We start from the raw sequence: 15,620 nt of genomic DNA on the forward strand, positions 1-15,620 counted from the left end.
TTGAGTTCTCAAACAACCGACGCACACCCACAGAACCAGAACTTCCGTCCCAGCCCCGCCGGGGCAACCCCTCAAACCTACCAGACCGTTTTCCCTCTTCCAAATCCCTGATCCGAAGATCCAGGAAGTCGAAAAGACGATCCAATCCCACCGGGAAGAATGCGCGAAGCATCCCGACCGTTGAAGGTGTGGGTTTTCAGTCCCGGCCCGGCCATCGGTACCCAGCCTCTCGGCTGTCTCCTCGATGTCCGTCGGCCCGTCGGGCTGACGTCGTAGAACATTACCCGGGCGGACCGCTCCGTGCAACGTGGCCGGACGTGGCGCGCGCCACGTCCGGCCACGCAGTGCCTCGGAGCCCTGCGAGGCTTGCTCAGGCGGTCACGGACTCCGGCTCCGGCCGGTCGCCGCGGGCCAGCTGGCGCGCGGCGTCGAACTCGTCGAGCACCGCCCCGTCGGGCCGCGGCGTCAGGAGGCTGACTACCACGGCGACGATCAGTCCGATCGCAAACCCGGGGATGATCTCGTACAGGGTGTCCGCGAGGGACGACCGGCCCCAGGCGAAGGCCACGACGGCACCCGCGACCATCCCGGACAGCGCACCCCAGCGCGTGAGCCGGCGCCAGTACAGGCTGAGGATCACCACGGGACCGAACGCGGCACCGAAGCCCGCCCACGCGAAGCCGACGAGGTCGAGGATCGACGACGTGCGGTCCAGCGCGATGAGGCCGGCGACGACCGCGACGAGCAGCACCCCCGCGCGTCCGAGCATCACCTCGGCACGGTTGCTCAGCCGGAGCCCCGTCATCTTGACGAGGTCCTCGACGAGCGCCGACGACGAGACGATCAGCTGGGACGAGATGGTCGACATGATCGCGGCGAGCACCGCCGCCAGGACGAGGCCCGCGACCAGCGGGTGGAAGAGGAGCTGGGCCAGCACGAGGAAGATCGTCTCGGGGTTGTCCACGTCGAGCCCCTTCACCGTCGCGTAGGCGACGCCGACGAGTCCGGTCATCACGGCGCCCAGCGCGGTGAGGACCATCCAGCCGATCCCGATCCGACGACCCGCCTTCGCGTCCTGCGGGGTACGGATCGCCATGAAGCGCACGATGATGTGCGGCTGCCCGAAGTACCCCAGGCCCCACGCGAGGGCGGAGATCACGCCGGTGGCGGATGCCCCGGCGAGGAAGGACAGGTGGTTCGTGCCGGTCGCCGCGTCGGCGGCACGGATCCCCTCGGTCATCGCGCCCCACCCGCCGAGGTCCACGATCGCGATGACGGGCACGGCCACGAGAGCCGCGAGCATGAGCAGGCCCTGGGCGACGTCGGTCCACGTGGCGCCGAGGAAGCCGCCGAACAGCGTGTAGGCCAGCGTCACCCCGCCCACGACGAGCAGCCCGGTGAGGTAGTCGAGGCCGAAGGAGCTCTCGAAGAAGGTGCCGCCCGCGACCATGCCGGACGACACGTAGAACGTGAAGAACACCAGCACGATCAGCCCGGCGGCGATGCGCAGCAGGTGCGCGGGGTCCCGCAACCGGTTGTCGAAGAAGCTGGGGATCGTGATCGAGTTGTTCGCGACCTCCGTGTAGGCCCGCAGCCGAGGCGCCACGAACTTCCAGTTGAGCCAGGCGCCGATGGTGAGGCCGATCGCGATCCACGCCTCGACGAGGCCCGTCGCGTAGATCGCCCCCGGCAGCCCCATGAGCAGCCAGCCCGACATGTCGGAGGCGCCGGCGCTCAGCGCGGCCACGCCCGGGCGGAGCTTGCGCCCGCCGAGCATGTAGTCGTCCAGGTCGTCCGTGCGCCGGTACGCGGCGTAGCCGATGCCCAGCATCGCCAGCAGGTACGCGACGATCGCGATCGTCTGCCAGGTCTGATCGCTCATGCGATCGATCACCCTCTCGGTCGTGTGGTGCAGCGTCTGGCGCTGGACGCGCCGACCGCCGCATGCACGACGGACCGGGGCCAGGTCGGTACGCGGTCGGCGCTGACCTCGCTGCTGTGCCACCCCTCTGCCACCTCGATGGCGCCGAAACGACCAACGGCCCGATCCCGGGTGAGGATCGAGCCGTTGTGCCTTTCGGTGCGCCCGGAGGGATTCGAACCCCCAACCTTCTGATCCGTAGTCAGATGCTCTATCCGTTGAGCTACGGGCGCAGTCCTGATCGTTGCTCTCGCACCGACCGACGAGAACATTACAGCCCCCGGGCCGGTTCCCCAAACCGGGGAGGCGCATCGTGATGCACGACACCGGCGGAGCCCCTGCCGGGGCAACAGAAAAGGCCCCGGGCGTTCAGCAGCCGGAGCCTTCCTGGCGGAGACGGCGGGATTTGAACCCGCGAACGGGTTGCCCCGTTACCACCTTAGCAGGGTGGCGCACTAGACCAGACTATGCGACGTCTCCTCGCGGCAGCACAGCAACACCGCGGCGCCCAGACTAACCGCCGACGCTGCCCGGGGGCAAAGCCGCGCGGCGTCGTCCCCGCCACACGCCCGGCCGCGCTACGGTCTGGCGCATGCTGGACGACGACGACCAGGACCACCCGCAGCGCTCGGGCAAGGGCACGGACGCCCTCGCGCACCCGCCCTCCGACGCACCCGATGCCCCACCCACCGACGACTACGACGTCCTGGTGATCGGCTCGGGGTTCGGGGGCAGCGTCGCAGCCCTCCGGCTGACGGAGAAGGGCTACCGGGTGGGCGTGCTCGAGGCCGGGCGCCGGTTCGCCGACGACGAGCTGCCGCGCACGTCCTGGGACCTGCGCCGCTTCCTGTGGGCGCCGGCCCTCGGCTGCTTCGGCATCCAGCGGATCCATCGGCTCAAGGACGTGCTGGTGCTCGCCGGTGCCGGCGTCGGCGGCGGCTCGCTCGTCTACGCCAACACCCTGTACCGGCCGCTGGACGCCTTCTGGTCCGACCCCGCCTGGGCGCACATCGCGGACTGGAAGGCCGAGCTGGAGCCGTACTACGACCAGGCGGAGCGGATGCTCGGCGTCGTCGACTACCGCCGCACGACGCCCGCCGACGAGCTGATGCGCGACGTCGCCGAGGACCTCGGCGTCGGGCACACGTTCCGCAAGGTGCGCGTGGGCGTGTACCTCGGGCCCGACGGCGACGACCGGCCACGCGGGACCGCCGGGCCCGCCGTCCCCGACCCCTTCTTCGGCGGCGCCGGCCCGGAGCGCAACCCGTGCCTGCACTGCGGCGAGTGCATGACCGGCTGCCGGCACAACGCGAAGAACACCCTCGTGAAGAACTACCTGCACCTGGCCGAGGGCGCCGGCGCCCAGGTGCACCCGCTCACCACGGCCACCGCCGTCGTGCCGCGGCCGGGTGGCGGGTACGAGGTCCGCACCCACCGCACGGGGCGCCGTCGGGCCGGTCGCCGCACCTTCCGCGCCCGGCAGGTCGTGCTCGCGGCGGGCACCCTCGGCACGCAACGGCTGCTGCACGCGATGCGCGACGGCGGCGAGCTTCCCCACCTGTCCGACCGGCTCGGCCACCTGACGCGCACCAACTCCGAGGCGCTGCTCGGCGCCATGCGCCCCCGGCGACGCGGGCGGACGGTGACCGGGGAGCCGGAGCCCGACTACTCCGAGGGCGTCGCCATCACGTCGTCGTTCTACCCGGACCCGCAGACGCACGTCGAGCCCGTGCGGTACGGGCGCGGGTCCAACGCGATGGGGCTGCTGCAGACCGTCCTGGTCGACGGCGTCGGGCCGGGCGAGGGGCCCCGCTGGCGGCGCTGGCTGGGCGAGCTGTGGCGGCAGCGTCGGCACCTGCCCTCGCTGTACGACCTGCGTGGCTGGTCGCAGCGCACCGTCATCGCGCTCGTCATGCAGAGCCGGGACAACTCGCTCACCACCTTCACGACGCGCCGGCCGTTCGGCCGTCGCCTCACGTCCCGGCAGGGCACCGGCGAGCCCAACCCCGCGTGGATCCCCGTCGCGCACGACGCCGTGCGCGCGATGGCGGACCGCATGGGCGGCCTGGCGGGCGGCAGCGCGGGCGACCCGTTCGACGTGCCGATGACGGCGCACATCCTCGGCGGGTGCACCATCGGCGAGTCCCCCGAGACGGGGGTCGTGGACCCGTACCACCGCGTGCACGGCCACCCGGGGCTGCACGTGCTGGACGGGTCCACCGTGACGGCGAACCTGGGCGTCAACCCGTCGCTGACCATCACCGCGCAGGCCGAGCGGGCGTGCGCGCTGTGGCCGAACCGCGGGCAGGACGACGCCCGACCCGCGCCCGGAGCCGGCTACGTCGTCGTCCCGCCGACGTCGCCCCTGCGGCCCGTCGTCCCCGGGGCCGCGCCCGGCGCGCTGCGCCTGCCGCTCGTCGACATCCGGCATTCCTGACCGGAGATGCCGGCCCCGTGCGGACAGCGCGACGCCCCGGCGGCACGGCCGTCGGGGCGTCGTCGGACGCGGAGGGCGAGGGATTCGAACCCCCGGTGCATTGCTGCACAACGGTTTTCAAGACCGTCACATTAGGCCGCTCTGTCAGCCCTCCCGGGACGGCCGGCGGGGCGCCCGTCCGGCACAGCAGTGTACCGGCCGGCGATCGTCTCCCATGCGCCCGCGGCCCCGGACGCCGAGGCGTTCCGGGGCCGCGGGGACGACGGAGGGCAGGCGCTCAGGCCGCGCCGCCGCCCGACCGCAGCTGACGCATCGCGAGCTGCACGAGCGCGATGAGCGTCTGCTTGGTCGCCGCGCGCGAGCGGGCGTCCGTGTAGAGCATCGGCACGTGCGCCGGGATCTGCAACGCCTCGCGGACGTCCTCGAGCCGGTGCTTGGCCACGCCGTCGAAGCAGTTGACGCCCACGACGAAGGGCACGCCCCGCGACTCGAAGTAGTCGATCGCCGGGAAGCACTGCTCCAGGCGGTCCGTGTCGACCAGCACGACGGCGCCGATGGCCCCGCGGATGAGGTCGTCCCACATGAACAGGAAGCGGTCCTGCCCCGGGGTGCCGAACAGGTACAGCCACAGGTTGCCCGGCAGGTTCACCCGGCCGAAGTCCATCGCCACGGTGGTGCTCGTCTTGCGGTCGGACACGCCGCCCGCGTCGTCGACGCCGACCGAGTGCTCGGTCATCGCGGCCTCGGTGTTCAGCGGCTCGACGTCCGAGATGGAGCCGATGAACGTCGTCTTGCCGACGGCGAAGCCGCCGGCCACCACGATCTTCGTCACCGTCGGGGCGCCGGCCGGCGGCGCGGGGGCCGCGGCGGCCTGCGTGGCGGCGCCGTCGGCGGGGCCCGAGGCGGCGGGCTGCGGCGCCGTCGTCGGCTGGGTGGCGGACGCCTGGGGCGCCGCCTGCGGCGGGGTCGCGGGCACCTGCTGCGCCACGGGACGGGCGGCCGCACCTGAGGGCGTCGCCGACGCGGAGGGCACCGACGTGATCGGGCCCTGGGCCGTCGCAGCGGGCGCCGGGGCGCCGCCGAGGACGCTCTGTCGCTGCGGGGCGCCGACCGCCGCCGGCGCGCCGCCGACCACCGGCGCGCTCACGGCGCCGAAGGCCGGGGACACCGGAGCCCACGCCGGGGAGATGCCCCCGGAGGCTCCGGGCGCCGGGCTGTCAGAGGGCGGAAATGCCATTGAGAACACTCTCCAAGACGCTCAGAGACAGGCCCGAGTGGGAACTGCCGTGACCCGTGTGGACGTTCACCGGGGTCGAGGTGTGCACGGTGATGTGCCCCTCCTCCTGCATGTCCGCGACCAGGATGCGGACGACGCCGAGGGGCAGGCGCAGCAGCGCGGAGAGCTCCGCGATCGAGACGTAGGTGTGCGCGGCGTGCTGCAGGATCGCCCGCTTCTCCGGCGTGAGCCCGACGCTCGTGACGGCACCGGGCATCACCTCGACCAGCGCCTCGAGCGGCAGGTCGGAGAGCGCGGATCGGACGCGGCCACCGGTCACCGCATAGGGACGCACCGTCGAGGCCTCGTAGCCGTCTGCCGAGTGCGCACCCAGAGAACCGAACGATGCGTGCGTCATGGTCGCGACCTCATCCCACCCGCGCGGAGCGCGTCGAGCCGTCCACCGGAAGGTTCCCGCGCATCTCCGAGATCAGCTGCGGGGTGAGCGTGGCCTCGGTCCGCGAGACCAGCAGCGCCATCTCGTAGCCGATGAGCCCGATGTCGCACGACGACTCGGCGACCACCGCGAGGACCGACCCGTTCGAGACGTTCATCAGGAAGAGGAAGCCGTTGTCCATCTCGATGACGGCCTGCCGGACGTTGCCGCCGTCGAGCTGCCGCGCCGCCCCGCGCGTCAGGCTCGACATGCCGGAGACGATCGCCGCGAGCTGGTCACCGCTGGTGCGGTCGAGCTGGTCGGACATCGCCATGAGCAGACCGTCCGCCGAGACCACCAGGGTGTGGCGGCTGCCCGGGACGGTGCGCACGAAGTTGTCGAGAAGCCACCCGAAGTTGGTCGCTTCAGTACTGAGGGTCACGCTTCCTCCTCGTCGATACGCCGAAGGCGCAGGTCACCGCTGGTGCGGCGCGGATCCAGGGACATCATTCACGGTAGGGGCGGCCTGCGTCGAGGCCCGGACGGCCCCGGCGTCGTTCCGGCCGCGGCTCGTGGCGGACTGGAAAGCCGACAGTCGCGACCTCAGCTGCTCCGGGTCCCGCTCGATGCGGGCCGTGAACCGCTCGGTCGACGCGGTCGACTCCCCCGCCCGCTGGCGTCGCGCGAGGCCGCCGGCCTCGTTCGCGACCGTCGTCGGGCGGTACGTCTGCTCGTTCGTCGAAGTCACGTTCCCTTCCTGGAAGACGCCGCGCTGCAGCATCGTGGACATCTCCTCGTACAGGACGGCCGAGGCCATCCACTCGGACCGCGCCTCGACCGTGTCGGGCACGAAGTGCGGGTCCAGCGGGTCGTAGCCCGCCGGCTCCGTCGGACGCAGCGGCAGCACCGAGCCGCCGTACGACGTCGCGGCCGCGGAGGCCGGCTCGTCGGCCGCGGCCTGCCACGGCGCGTCGTCCTGCGGCGCGTCCGTGCGGGGCGCCTCGTACGACGGGGCCGCGCCGAACGCGGGCGCGTCGGTCCGGGCCGGCTCCGGCGCGGGCTGGGGGGCCGCCGGGAACGGCGCGACGGTCGGGACCGCGGGGGCCGCGGGCTCGTCGGCCGACGGCTTGCGACCGAACAGGCCGCGCTTGCGGCCGCCCTGCGCCGGCGTCTCCCGCGTGGTGCGACGGGCCGGCACGTCGGCGAGCAGGTCCTCGAACGGGGGCAGCTGCTGGAACGCATCCTGCCCGGGCGCCTCCGCGGGGGCCGGCGAGTCGGTCCGCGCGAACGGGCTCGAGGACACGGGCGGCGTCACCGGGTCGAACGACGGGCCGGGGACGGCCGCCGACGGGGCTGCGCCAGCGGGCTCGGTGACCTCGCGCACGACCGGGTCGAACGACGAGGCCACGGGCTCCACGTACGGGGCGGGCGCGGGCTCGTGCCGCACCGGCTCCACGACGGGGGGCGCCGGCGCGACGGGCGGGGCCGGGCGGGCGGGCTCGGCCGCGGCGGGTGCGACGTCCCGCGTGGGCAGGGCCACGGCCGGCGCCGCCTCGGTGGCGGGTCGGTACGGCTCGGCCGGAGCGGCCGCCTCCGGGGTCGCCTCGACCGGCGCGGGCGCCGGGGTGGGCGCCGGCGCGACGGGGACGTCCTGCGCTGCCACCGGGGCGACGGGCTGCACGGGGGCCGGCGCCTCGGGTGCCGGGTCCACGGGAGCCAGCGGGGCCAGCCCGTCCGGCAGCGCAGCCGGGTCCTCCGTCACCGCGTCGAGCTGGAGGGTGCTCTCGGCGTCGCCGACGTCGAGGGAGCCCATCGAGCGGAAGCTGGAGAACAGGCCTGCCCGCTGGTCGACGCCGAGCACGGGCGCCGAGACGGGCTCCGGCTCGGCGACGGGCTCGGGCTGCGCGCGGTGCCGGCTCGGCAGCGTGCCCCCCGGGGCCTCGACCTCGGCCGGGGGACGCCACGAGTCGGTCGTCGTCTCGTCGAGGTCCGGCAGCTCGGGCGTCGCGAGCGGGGGCAGGACGATCGGGCCCGTGTCCGGGCGGGACGTGGCGTCGCCGGAACCGACGCCGGTACGACGCCGACGGGGCATGCCGACCGACGTCGTGCCGTCGGTGAGCGCGTCGAGGTCGACGGGCACCGCCGCCGGCGGCTCGGGCTCGACCGGCAACGCCGCCGACACCGGCGCCGAGACCGCCGGGGTCGGCGTCGTGGGCGCCTCCACCGCGTCCGGCACGGCGAACGACGACGTGGGCTCCGGTGCCGCGAGAGGCGCCACGGCGGTGTGCTCCTCGAACGCCTCCGCGATCTGACCGCCGAGATCGGCGGCCGCGTTCTGCGTGGCCACCTCCAGCGGGTCGGTCGGCTGCGGCAGCGGGAGCGCGTCGTCCGGCAGGAACAGGTCCGCGGGGAAGACGACCGTGACCTCCGTGCCGGAGCCGGACGCGCCGGCCTGGAACCGGACCTGCGCGTTGAGGCGGTCGGCCAGACGGCCGACCACGAAGAGGCCGAGGCGCTGGGCGCCGACGGCGTCCGACGCGGCGCGGCTGGAGACCTTCGTGTTCGCGTCCGCGATCTCCTCGGGGCTCATGCCGAGCCCGTGGTCGCGCACCGTGACGATCACGCCGCGCTCGTCCCGCGACGTCATCACCTCGACGGGGGTGTGCGGCTCGGAGAACATCGTCGCGTTCTCCAGCAGCTCCGCCAGCAGGTGCGCGGAGCTCAGCGCGTTGTGCCCGAGCATGTGCGGGTCGACGCCCAGGTCGAGCCGGACCCGGTCGTAGAGCTCGATCTCGGACGACGCCGTCCGCACGACGTCGGAGATCGGCATCGGGTTGCGCACCCGGCGGCCCGAGTCGATACCCGCGAGCACGAGCAGCGACTCGGCGTTACGACGCATTCGCGTGGCCAGGTGGTCCAGCCGGAAGAGGTTCGACAGCGTGCTCGGGTCCTCCTCGGACCGCTCCAGCTCGTCGAGGAACGAGAGCTGGCGGTTGAGCAGCACCTGGTCGCGGCGGGCCACGTTGACGAACATCTCCGCGATGGAGCCACGGAGCGCCGCCTGCTCACGGGCGACGACCATGGTCGTCTCGTTCACCTCGTTGAACGCGGCCGCGAGCCGCCCGATCTCGTCGCTGGACTCGACGGGCACCTGGACGAGGTCGATCGACGGCGCCTGGCCCGGCACGGCCATCTGTTCGACCATGCGCGGCAGGCGGTCGCGGACCTCCGACGTCGCGGAGGTGAGGCGTGCCAGCGGCTGCACGATGCGGCGCGCGATGAGCAGCGCCAGGAGGAAGGACACGAGCACGACGCCGAAGGCCGCGCCACCCGTCAGCAGCGCGGCGGTCTGCGCGCTGCCCGCGAGGTCCTTGGAGTACTCGACCGCGGACTCGCGGGCCTCGTCGCGCACGGGCTGCGTCGCGTCGACCCAGCCCTGCGAGAGCTCGTCCCAATGGCTCGCGACCTCGGGGTCGACGCCGGAGAAGTTCAGGTACCGCAGCTGCAGCCGGGCGCGGTCGAGGTCGTCCTCGTAGTCGGGGATCTCGAGGTCGCCGGGGATCAGGTCGAGCTGCTCCTGCGCGGTCGCGACGAGGCCGTCGGTGGTCTGCAGCAGGCTCACCAGGCGACCGTTGAGGTCGGTCGGCGGGGTCTCGCCCTGCCCGAGGAGGTTCAGGGCCGCACCGGCGACGGGTCGCTCCATGGTGTTCGCGAGCATCGCCTCGTCGAGCGCGACGTAGGCGTTGATGTGGCGCGTGAGGCCCGCGTCGTCGCTGCTCTGGGCGATGGCGCGCGGGACGTCGAGCGCGTTCTCGCTCAGCGCCGTGTACCGCTCGGTCGCGCGCGACTCCGAGAGCTGGGCGGAGATGACCTTGCGCTGCACGTCGTCCAGGACCGTCCGGTCCCGGAGCGTCCGGTTCACGGCGTCCTGCACGTTGGTGGGCAGCGCGCTGGTGTCGAGCACCTCGAGCGCCGCGTCGCGGGCGTCGAGCGCGCGGTCGGTCTCCTCCTGCGCCTTGACGAGCGCCTTCTTGGCGCCCGGGATCCCCATGTCGGCGGCGATGTTCGTGGCGCGCTCCGCGGCCACGGCGGAGCCCGCCTCGTCCTGCAGCTCGAGCGACTCCATGAGGGCCGCGGTCTGCTCGGCGCTGCGGTTCTCCTGCAGCGACTGCCAGGTGATCCAGCCCGCCGTCAACGCCAGGACGAAGATCGGCACGGCGAGTGTCGCAAGAATCTTCCCGCGAACGCCCAACCTGCGGAGCATCTGAACCTCTCTCCAACACTGTTCGTCGAGGCGGGCGACCGGCGTCGTCCGGACCTCGGGTGGGTGCCATCACGTCCGGCACCACCCCCCGCGCCCGGCTGGGCTTCCAGGCACGCGAGTAGGCTCCATCGGTGTGCGAGCGGTCACGATATCGGCACCAGGCGGTCCAGGGAAACTCACCCTATCCCTCGTCAACCTGGACAAACCAGGCCCCGGCGAGGTGCTGATCGACGTCGCCGCCGCGGGCGTCAACCGTGCTGACCTGCTGCAACGTGCCGGAAACTACCCGCCGCCGGCCGGCGCTCCCGAGTGGCCGGGTCTGGAGATCTCGGGTACGGTGCGCGCGCTCGGGCCCGGCGTGACCGGCTGGGCGCCCGGCGACCGCGTGGTCGCGCTCCTCGAGGGCGGGGGCTACGCCGAGCAGGTCGTGGCGCGCGCCGCCCAGCTGCTCCCCCTGCCCGACGGCGTCGACCTCGTCGATGGGGCCGCGCTGCCGGAGGCCGTCTGCACGGCCTGGACCAACCTCGTGGACACGGGCCGGCTGCACGCCGGCGAGACCCTCCTGGTGCAGGGCGGCTCAGGCGGCGTCGGCAGCGTCGCCGTCCAGCTCGCCGCCGCGCTCGGCGCGCGCGTCGTCGCCACCGCGGGCGGCCCGGAGCGCGTGGCGCGCTGCGTCGAGCTCGGCGCGGACGTCGGCGTCGACCACGGCACGCAGGACGTCGTGGCCGCGGTGCGCGAGGCGACGGACGGGCGCGGGGCCGACGTCGTGCTGGACGTGCTCGGTGGCGGCGGGCTCGCCGACAACGTGCGCGCGCTCGCGCCCGGCGGCCGGCTCGTGGTCATCGGGCTGCAGCGCGGCCGCCGGGGCGAGCTCGACCTCAACGCCCTCATGGCCAAGCACGCCTGGGTCACCGGGACGCTGCTGCGCCCGCGCAGCGCCGAGGACAAGGCGGCGCTGGTCGCGACCGTGTGCGAGCGGGTGTGGCCGCTGGTCGCCGACGGCCGGGTGCGGCCGGTGGTGCACGCCCGGGTGCCCTTCGCCGAGGCCCCCGTCGCCCACGAGCTGCTCGAGTCCGGCGAGGTGTTCGGCAAGGTGCTGCTGGTGCCCTGACCCGCCGACCGGCCCATGTCGGGCCCGTGGGCCACACTGGGAGGCATGACCGAGAGCGACGACGGCACTCGCGACACCGACGGCACCGCCCCGCGGGTGGTCACCCCCGACGGGGAGAGCACCGAGCCCGAGGGCGGCCCGCCCCCCGACGAGGAGGGCTCGCCGGAGGAGACCTCGCGCATCGAGGAACCGGCCAAGGTCATGCGCATCGGCGGGATGATCAAGCGGCTGCTCGACGAGGTGCGCGACGCCCCGCTCGACGACGCCGCCCGCACGCGCCTCGCCGAGATCCACGAGCGCTCCCTCACGGAGCTGGAGGAGGGCCTCTCCCCCGACCTCGTCGAGGAGCTGCACCGCATCACGCTCCCGTTCTCCGACGAGGGCGTGCCGTCGGACGCCGAGCTGCGGGTGGCGCAGGCCCAGCTGGTGGGCTGGCTCGAGGGGCTCTTCCACGGCATCCAGACGGCGCTCGTCGCGCAGCAGATGGCCGCGCAGGCGCAGCTCTCGCAGATGCGCCGCGCCCTGCCGCCCGGGGCGCACCCGGCGCCGTTCGGCCCCGGCGGGCCGGCAGGCCCGGGACAGCCGGGTCAGCCCGGGCAGGACGACCGGCGCCCCTCCCCCGGCCAGTACCTCTGACGCCGGCCCGCACGGTCCGGCGCGCCGACCTCGGTCACGACCGCGCCGTCATGACGATCGCGCCGGAGACGAGCGCGAGGCCGGCCAGCTCCGGCCAGGTGGGGACCTGCTGCAGGACGACGGCGCCGACGAGGACGGCGGTCGCGGGCAGGAGCGCGAGCAGCACGGAGAAGGTGGCCATGCCGACCCGGCGCAGCACCACCTGGTCGAGCACGTACGGGACGACGGACGAGCAGACCGCCACCACGAGCAGGAAAAGCAGCAGGGGCAGGTCGGTCACGACCTCCGGCGTCGACCACGCGAAGAACGGCGCGAAGGCGACGGCGCCCGCCGCCATGCCGAGCGCGAGCCCGTCGACGCCGGACCCCGCGTGGGCCACCCGCTTGCCCAGCACGATGTAGCCGGCCCAGCACGCGGCCGCGGCGAGGACGGCGATCAGCCCGATCACGGCGTCCTCCCGGGGGATCCCGGAGCCCAGGGTGACGCCGGCGAGCAGCACCACCCCGGACGCGGCCACCACGATCGCGGCCCGCTCCCGCCAGCCGCGGCCCGTAACGGCGGCGACGGCCACCGGGCCGAGGAACTCGATCGCGACCGCGACGCCGAGCGGCAGGTGGTCCACCGCCACGTAGAAGACGACGTTCATCCCCGCGAGCACGACGCCGAACAGCGCGGCGGCGACGAGGTCGCGCCGGGTCCAGCGCCGCCGCCACGGGCGCCGCCACGCGAGGAGGACGACGGCGGCCAGGACGATGCGCCACCAGCCGACCGTCGGGGCGCCGAGCCGGTCGAAGAGCCCGACCGCGACCGCCGCGCCCGCGTACAGGGTGAGCCCCGAGACCAGGAACAGGGCGGGCGCCGGCACGCGGTCCAGCGCTCCGCGCGTGGAGGGGGCGGGGGTCGGCACTCCCGGAGCATACGGGCGCAGCACATCCGGCCCGAACCCGCGACGGGGAGCACTCCCCACCCGGGATGTGGACAGAACGTGGACGAGCCCTGGACGTCACGTGGACGCGCACTCTACGCTCACGGGGCTGTCGGGTCGCCCGGCGACCCAGCACGGGACGCGTGCCGCGTGTCCCCCACCCCACCGAACCCAGTGAGGCCGTCATGTCGTTCTCGGACGCGATCAAGTCCGTCTTCTCGCAGTACGCCAACTTCTCGGGGCGTGCCCGCCGTTCCGAGTTCTGGTACTTCTACCTCTTCCTCCTCCTCGTGAACGTCGTGTTCTGGATCCTGTTCCTGGTCACCGGTGGGGCCTCCGCCGCGACCATGTCCGCGGACGGCACCATGACCGACGCGTCCACCGGTCTGGCGGCCGGCGCGATGGTGGTCGTCGGGATCTGGTCCCTCGTCGGGCTTGCCCTCGTCCTGCCGACGCTGGCCGTCATGATCCGGCGCCTGCACGACCAGGACCGCTCGGGCTTCTTCTGGTGGCTCAGCGTGATCCCCTTCGTCGGCGGGATCATCATGCTCGTGCTCTACGCCCAGCCGGGCACCGTGGGCCCGAACCGCTTCGGCGCGGACCCGAAGGGCGTCCAGGCCGCGCCCGCGCCGTACGGCGCCCCGGCGGTCTGACCGAGCGCAGGCGTATGACAGGACGGCCCGGCGCTGGTGGTGACCAGCGACCGGGCCGTCGTCGTCCCTGGGGCGCCTCAGCCCTTGACCGCGCCCGCGAGCATGCCGCGGACGAAGTACCGCTGCAGCGCGATGAACACGATCAGCGGCACGATCATCGAGATGAACGCGCCGGCCGACAGCAGGTACCAGTCACCGCCGCGCGTGCCCGCCATCTCCGCCACCGCGACCGTGAGCGGCCGGTACGCCGGGCCCGCGAAGGTCAGGCCGACGAGCAGGTCGTTCCACACCCACAGGAACTGGAAGATGCCGAACGACGCGATCGCCGGGACCAGCAGCGGGAAGAGCACCCGGAAGAAGATCTTCACGTGCCCCGCCCCGTCGACGCGGGCCGCCTCGACGAGGGACGCGGGGATGTCCTTCATGAAGTTGTGCAGCAGGAAGATCGCCAGCGGCAGCGCGAAGATCGAGTGCGAGAGCCACACGGTCCAGTAGCTGCCGTTGATCTCCCAGTCGACGTACTGCGACAGCAGGGGGACGAGCGCGACCTGCAGCGGCACCACCTGCAGCGAGAACACCGCGACGAAGAGGAAGTTCCGGCCCGGGAACTTGATCCACGCGAACGCGTAGGCGGCGAGCAGGGACAACGAGATCGGGATGAGGACCGCGGGAATCGTGATGACGAACGAGTTGACGAAGAACGTCGCCAGGTCGTTGCTGTTCCCGTAGAGCGCCTCGTTGTAGTTGTCCATCGTCAGCTGGGCGTTGCCGGTGAACACCGTCCACCAGCCGCTGCGACGGATGTCCTCCTGCGGCCGGAACGAGGTGATGAGCAGGCCGAGCGACGGAATGGTCCACAGGATGGCGATGATGATCGCGATCCCGGACGCCCACGGGGAGCTGAGCTTGCCCTTCGTGGCGATGGCCCGCTTCTCGAGGCGCGAGAGCTTCCGGGCTGCCTGCGACTGCGGGACGCCGTCGTCGACCGCGGAGCCCGCGACGGCCTGGCCGGGCGTGGGGGTCGAGGTCATCGGATCTCCTCCGACTTGCGCATCTGCCGCACGTTGTACGCGATGATCGGGATCACCAGGATGAACAGGACCACGGCGAGCGCCGCCGCGAGCCCGTCGTTGCCCTGTCGGAACGCTTGCGTGTAGAACTCGTTCGCCACCACCTGGGTGCCGAACTGGCCACCGGTCATGGTGCGCACGATGTCGAAGGCCTTGAGCGTGCCCATCGCGATCGTGGTGAGCACCACGACGAGGGCCGGGCGGATGCTCGGCACCGTGATGTAGCGGAACATCCCGAAGCCGTGCAGCCCGTCGAGCCTGGCGGCCTCGACGATGTCGTCCGGGATGGCCTTGATCGCCGCGGACAGCACCGTCATCGCGAACCCGGTCTGGATCCAGATCATCACCACGATGAGGAACCAGGTGTTCCACGGCTGCCCGATGAGGAACTGCTGGGGCGGCAGGCCGACCCACACCAACAGCTGGTTGAGCAGGCCGATCTGTTGGATGTTCACCTGATCGGGCCGGAACTCGTAGACGAACTTCCAGATGATCGACGCGCCGACCATCGAGATCGCCATCGGCACGAAGACGAGCGCCTTGGCGAGCTTCTCGAACCGGGTGCGGTCGACGAGCACCGCGTACGCCAGCCCGATGACGGCGCTGAGCAGCGGCGCCAGGATCACCCAGGCCGCAGTGACGAGCAGCACCTTTTGGAACTGGCTCTCCGTGAACGCGGTGACGTAGTTGTCGAAGCCGATGAACTCGGTGCTGTTGCGGTTGAAGAACGAGTTCTTCAGGGTGATGAGCCCCGGCCACAGCAGGCCCCAGGCGAGGAACAGGAGCGGTACGCCGACGAAGCCGGCCGCCACCACCCAGGACGGGATCCGCTTCGGGCGGTCCACCAGATACAGGATGAGCCCCATCACCGCGACGAACAGGGCGACGGCGACCACCATGAGGAGCAGCTTCTCCGTGGTGGTGTCAGGCTCGAGCAACCAGGTCATCGAT

The 15,620-nt window shown here is 72.8% G+C and carries 12 protein-coding genes and 3 tRNA genes; 4 read left to right on the top strand and 11 right to left on the bottom strand.

What is annotated here, in order from left to right; all coding sequences use genetic code 11:
• Positions 1 to 370: 370 nt before the first annotated feature.
• From putP to ACQP60_RS07260, 3 genes are all read right to left on the bottom strand, one after another.
• Entirely contained in the window at positions 371 to 1,882 is a 1,512-nt protein-coding gene (gene putP, locus ACQP60_RS07250) for a sodium/proline symporter PutP (protein ID WP_429730013.1), read from the bottom strand.
• Positions 1,883 to 2,081: 199 nt separating this feature from the next.
• Positions 2,082 to 2,154: transfer RNA gene (locus ACQP60_RS07255), tRNA-Arg, on the bottom strand.
• Positions 2,155 to 2,309: 155 nt separating this feature from the next.
• A tRNA-Ser gene (locus tag ACQP60_RS07260) sits at positions 2,310 to 2,401 on the bottom strand.
• Positions 2,402 to 2,513: 112 nt separating this feature from the next.
• Between ACQP60_RS07260 and ACQP60_RS07265 the strand changes: the two genes are divergently transcribed.
• A complete protein-coding gene (locus ACQP60_RS07265) occupies positions 2,514 to 4,358 on the top strand; it encodes a GMC oxidoreductase (protein WP_429730016.1) in 1,845 nt (614 codons plus the stop codon).
• Between the two features lie 69 nt (positions 4,359 to 4,427).
• Here the strand turns inward: ACQP60_RS07265 and ACQP60_RS07270 are convergent.
• The 5 genes from ACQP60_RS07270 to ACQP60_RS07290 all read right to left on the bottom strand — a co-directional run bounded on the left by ACQP60_RS07270 (position 4,428) and on the right by ACQP60_RS07290 (position 10,226).
• Positions 4,428 to 4,512 (bottom strand) — tRNA-Ser (locus ACQP60_RS07270).
• Positions 4,513 to 4,635: 123 nt separating this feature from the next.
• A complete protein-coding gene (locus tag ACQP60_RS07275) occupies positions 4,636 to 5,190 on the bottom strand; it encodes a GTP-binding protein (RefSeq protein WP_429731380.1) in 555 nt (184 codons plus the stop codon).
• 385 nt (positions 5,191 to 5,575) lie between these two features.
• On the bottom strand, positions 5,576 to 5,992 hold the full coding sequence (locus tag ACQP60_RS07280; RefSeq protein ID WP_429730019.1) for a DUF742 domain-containing protein: 417 nt from the start codon (positions 5,990 to 5,992) through the stop codon (positions 5,576 to 5,578).
• A gap of 10 nt (positions 5,993 to 6,002) precedes the next feature.
• Positions 6,003 to 6,452, bottom strand: a complete 450-nt coding sequence (locus ACQP60_RS07285) for a roadblock/LC7 domain-containing protein (RefSeq protein ID WP_079573344.1) — start codon at positions 6,450 to 6,452, stop codon at positions 6,003 to 6,005.
• A 33-nt stretch (positions 6,453 to 6,485) separates the two neighbouring features.
• Entirely contained in the window at positions 6,486 to 10,226 is a 3,741-nt protein-coding gene (locus ACQP60_RS07290) for an ATP-binding protein (RefSeq protein ID WP_429730023.1), read from the bottom strand.
• A 181-nt stretch (positions 10,227 to 10,407) separates the two neighbouring features.
• Between ACQP60_RS07290 and ACQP60_RS07295 the strand changes: the two genes are divergently transcribed.
• Both ACQP60_RS07295 and ACQP60_RS07300 read left to right on the top strand, forming a co-directional pair.
• Positions 10,408 to 11,385 (top strand): NAD(P)H-quinone oxidoreductase, encoded by a 978-nt coding sequence (locus tag ACQP60_RS07295; RefSeq protein ID WP_429730026.1) that lies wholly within the window; start codon positions 10,408 to 10,410, stop codon positions 11,383 to 11,385.
• Positions 11,386 to 11,430: 45 nt separating this feature from the next.
• Entirely contained in the window at positions 11,431 to 12,021 is a 591-nt protein-coding gene (locus ACQP60_RS07300; RefSeq protein ID WP_429730029.1) for a bacterial proteasome activator family protein, read from the top strand.
• 34 nt (positions 12,022 to 12,055) lie between these two features.
• Here ACQP60_RS07300 and ACQP60_RS07305 read toward each other — a convergent pair whose 3' ends face one another.
• The gene (locus ACQP60_RS07305; protein WP_429731383.1) at positions 12,056 to 12,886 is read right to left on the bottom strand and encodes an EamA family transporter; all 831 of its coding nucleotides are present in this window, start codon (positions 12,884 to 12,886) and stop codon (positions 12,056 to 12,058) included.
• A gap of 245 nt (positions 12,887 to 13,131) precedes the next feature.
• Between ACQP60_RS07305 and ACQP60_RS07310 the strand changes: the two genes are divergently transcribed.
• The gene (locus ACQP60_RS07310; RefSeq protein WP_429730031.1) at positions 13,132 to 13,599 is read left to right on the top strand and encodes a DUF805 domain-containing protein; all 468 of its coding nucleotides are present in this window, start codon (positions 13,132 to 13,134) and stop codon (positions 13,597 to 13,599) included.
• A gap of 77 nt (positions 13,600 to 13,676) precedes the next feature.
• Here the strand turns inward: ACQP60_RS07310 and ACQP60_RS07315 are convergent, their stop codons facing one another.
• Together ACQP60_RS07315 and ACQP60_RS07320 are read right to left on the bottom strand one after the other, a co-directional pair.
• Positions 13,677 to 14,630: a carbohydrate ABC transporter permease gene (locus ACQP60_RS07315; protein ID WP_429730034.1), complete on the bottom strand. Its 954-nt coding sequence runs from the start codon at positions 14,628 to 14,630 to the stop codon at positions 13,677 to 13,679.
• Positions 14,627 to 15,616, bottom strand: a complete 990-nt coding sequence (locus ACQP60_RS07320; RefSeq protein WP_429730037.1) for a carbohydrate ABC transporter permease — start codon at positions 15,614 to 15,616, stop codon at positions 14,627 to 14,629. The genes ACQP60_RS07315 and ACQP60_RS07320 overlap by 4 nt, the downstream gene beginning before the upstream one ends.
• Positions 15,617 to 15,620: the final 4 nt, after the last annotated feature.

Source organism: Isoptericola variabilis, from assembly GCF_050311655.1.
Taxonomy (GTDB): domain Bacteria; phylum Actinomycetota; class Actinomycetes; order Actinomycetales; family Cellulomonadaceae; genus Isoptericola; species Isoptericola variabilis.

Excerpts from the sequence above, each read along its gene's own strand:
- ACQP60_RS07310 (WP_429730031.1), top strand. The coding sequence starts at position 13,132 with ATGTCGTTCTCGGACGCGATCAAGTCCGTCTTCTCGCAGTACGCCAAC.
- ACQP60_RS07280 (WP_429730019.1), bottom strand. The coding sequence starts at position 5,992 with ATGACGCACGCATCGTTCGGTTCTCTGGGTGCGCACTCGGCAGACGGC.
- ACQP60_RS07265 (WP_429730016.1), top strand. The coding sequence starts at position 2,514 with ATGCTGGACGACGACGACCAGGACCACCCGCAGCGCTCGGGCAAGGGC.
- ACQP60_RS07320 (WP_429730037.1), bottom strand. The coding sequence starts at position 15,616 with ATGACCTGGTTGCTCGAGCCTGACACCACCACGGAGAAGCTGCTCCTC.
- ACQP60_RS07315 (WP_429730034.1), bottom strand. The coding sequence starts at position 14,630 with ATGACCTCGACCCCCACGCCCGGCCAGGCCGTCGCGGGCTCCGCGGTC.
- ACQP60_RS07300 (WP_429730029.1), top strand. The coding sequence starts at position 11,431 with ATGACCGAGAGCGACGACGGCACTCGCGACACCGACGGCACCGCCCCG.
- putP (WP_429730013.1), bottom strand. The coding sequence starts at position 1,882 with ATGAGCGATCAGACCTGGCAGACGATCGCGATCGTCGCGTACCTGCTG.